Origin of the sequence: Chitinophaga sp. (assembly GCF_035564935.1) — a bacterium.
Lineage (GTDB): Bacteria > Bacteroidota > Bacteroidia > Chitinophagales > Chitinophagaceae > Chitinophaga.
On sequence record NZ_DATMTE010000235.1, the window covers coordinates 1 to 2,947 of the forward strand.

General features: G+C 47.0%; 2 protein-coding genes. One reads left to right on the top strand and one right to left on the bottom strand.

Annotated elements, in window-relative coordinates; translation table 11 throughout:
* Nucleotides 1–46 precede the first annotated feature (46 nt).
* Complete coding sequence (locus VN105_RS29865) at nucleotides 47–2,356, bottom strand: NADP-dependent malic enzyme (RefSeq protein WP_325638994.1); 2,310 nt, start codon at nucleotides 2,354–2,356, stop codon at nucleotides 47–49.
* A gap of 145 nt (nucleotides 2,357–2,501) precedes the next feature.
* On the opposite strand from VN105_RS29865, the gene VN105_RS06250 reads away from it, so the two are divergent.
* Entirely contained in the window at nucleotides 2,502–2,942 is a 441-nt protein-coding gene (locus VN105_RS06250) for a DUF4293 domain-containing protein (RefSeq protein ID WP_325638996.1), read from the top strand.
* Nucleotides 2,943–2,947: the final 5 nt, after the last annotated feature.

Genomic DNA, 2,947 nt, shown 5'->3' on the forward strand with positions numbered 1-2,947 from the left:
ATCAGCGTAATCAGTTTAATCCTGAGTCAGACAAAACCCGCGGCGATCATTTCTTCTTCTTGCCTTTGCTGTCCTTTGCTTCGCGGCAGCATTTTTCCTGGGCGTCTACCACGGCAATGTTTACCATGTTCACAATTTGCCTTACAGTACTTCCCAGCTGGAGGATATGCACCGGTTTTTTCATTCCCAGCAGGATAGGTCCGATGGCATCAAATCCGGCAACTTCCTGCAGCAGGTTATAGGCAATATTACCTGCGGCCAGGTTAGGGAAGATGAGTGTATTTACTTCTTCTTCCAGTAATTCCGTAAACGGATAATTATCTTTCAGAATTTCCTTATTGAAAGCCATGGCTGCCTGGATCTCTCCATCTACAATGAGGGATGGATCCCGTTGCTTCACAATTTCGCGGGCCTTGCTCATTGTTTGTGCTTCCGGTGTTTGGCTGCTGCCAAAGTTGGAATACGACAGCATGGCAATACGCGGTGTAAGGTTGAAATTTTTCACCTCCTTCGCCACCATCATAGTGATATCCGCAATTTCCTCTGCCGTTGGATTAAAATTCACGGTGGTATCTGCAAGGAATAACGGTCCGCGCTTGGTTTGAATAATATACATACCGGCTACACGCTTTGCACCTTCTTCCATACCTATTACCTGCAGCGCCGGGCGAATGGTATCCGGGTATTTGCGTGTGAGGCCGGAGATCAATGCATCTGCTTCTCCTGTTTCCACCATCATACAACCGAAATAGTTACGTTCCCGCATAATTTTACGCGCTTCATAAAGGTTCAGTCCTTTACGCTGGCGTTTTTGGAAGAACAGATCACCAAAGCGGTGACGCATTTCCTTCATCTCTTCGCTCTTCGGATCTATGATCACCACATCATCTATTTCGATGGCATTTTCCAGCATCAGTTCACGGATACGCGCTTCGTTACCCAGCAGGATCGGAAGGGCGATCCCCTCATCGTTCACTACCTGTGCGGCTTTCAGCACCTTCAGGTTATCTGCTTCTGCAAACACCACCTTCCTCGGGTCACGGCGGGCTTTGGTACCAATGATCCTGAAGAGCTGATTATCCAGTCCCAGGCGGTGATTCAGCTCATTTTTATAGGCTTCCCAGTCAGTGATGGGTTTATGTGCAACACCGCTGTCCATGGCCGCTTTGGCCACTGCAGGGGCTACCGTACTAAGCAGGCGGGGATCCAGCGGCTTGGGAATGATATATTTTGGTCCGAAAAAGAGATTCCTTTCATTATAGGCAAGGTTCACGATATCTGGTACCGGCGACTTTGCCATATCGGCCAAAGCCCGTACCGCAGCAAGTTTCATGGCCTCGTTGATTTGCGTGGCCCTCACGTCGAGCGCCCCGCGAAAAATATAGGGGAATCCCAATACATTGTTCACCTGGTTGGGATAATCGGAGCGGCCGGTGGCCATAATAATATCCGGGCGTGCCGAAATAGCCGTTTCATAAGCAATTTCCGGGTCGGGGTTTGCCATCGCAAACACGATCGGGCTTTTAGCCATGCTCCTGATCATTTCTGCCGTTACCACGTTTCCTACTGATAGTCCAAGGAACACATCCGCACCTTTCAGGGCTTCTGTCAGCGATTTAACTTTAGTATTGGTAGTGAATTGCTGATGTCTCTCTGAAAGATCCCGGCGCTCTTTGTTCAGTACTCCATCTTTATCAAACATGATAAAGTTTTCCGGTTTGGCGCCCAGCGCCACGTACAACTTCACACAAGCCATGGCAGCGGCTCCCGCACCATTCACCACTATCTTTACTTTTTCTATTTTCTTTTTTACCAGCTCCAGCGCATTCAGCAATGCGGCGGAAGAAATGATGGCCGTACCGTGCTGATCATCATGCATGATCGGAATTTTCAGTTCTTTCCTGAGCCGGTCTTCAATCTCAAAGCATTCAGGGCTTTTAATATCTTCCAGGTTAATCCCCCCGAAAGTGGGCTCCAGCGCTTTTACAGCGGCCACAAAGGTATCCGGATCCTTTGCATCCAGTTCTATATCAAATACGTCGATATCAGCGAATATCTTGAACAACACCGCTTTCCCTTCCATTACCGGTTTACCGGCCTCCGGGCCTATATCTCCTAACCCCAATACAGCGGTACCATTACTGATAACGCCCACCAGGTTACCTTTTGCGGTATATTTATAAACGTTTTCTACGTCGTTGAAAATTTCTTTACATGGTTCTGCCACTCCGGGGGAGTAAGCAAGGGAAAGATCCCACTGTGATTTAGTGTCTTTTGTAGGTATCACTTCTATTTTACCCGGCCTGCCCTTTGCATGATAGTCCAATGCATCCTGCTTATTCAGTTTCTTTGCCATATAAATATAAGATTGTTATTGGGCGTGCAATATACGAAGTATTGAAATAAGGCCATCCACCCAAATAGTGGGATATCCCTTCATTATTAAACCCGCTAACCATTAAATTTACTTACTTTTACAGCGTTAAACATTCGTAAATATCATGATACAACGCATCCAGAGTCTTTATCTGCTATTGGCTGCCGCCGCAGGCGCTGCTGCTCTGTCTTTCGATCTGTGGAGGGCAACCCTTTCCAATAGTGTAAAACAATCTGTAAACGCCTCCAGCAACTATCTCCTGTTTGTACTGTACGTCGTTATCATCCTGCTGGCCCTGGTCACTATCTTCCTTTTTAAGAAGCGTAAACTGCAGTTCCGGCTTACCATATTTAACATTCTTTTTGGTTTCGGAGCGCTGGCATATCAATATTACGTGGTGCAGCAAACAGCGAATAAACTGAATAGCGGCGGTGTTTCCATTACCACCGCTTCCTATTTGCCGGCATCGTTCTTACCAATTGTGATTATTATACTCCTGTTCCTTGCTGCAAGAGGTATTTATAAAGATGAGAAACTGATCAAATCCCTCGACAGGCTGCGATAAGGCCC

Bases quoted from the DNA above. Each gene is read 5' to 3' on its own strand.
- VN105_RS29865 (WP_325638994.1), bottom strand. From the start codon at position 2,356: ATGGCAAAGAAACTGAATAAGCAGGATGCATTGGACTATCATGCAAAG.
- VN105_RS06250 (WP_325638996.1), top strand. From the start codon at position 2,502: ATGATACAACGCATCCAGAGTCTTTATCTGCTATTGGCTGCCGCCGCA.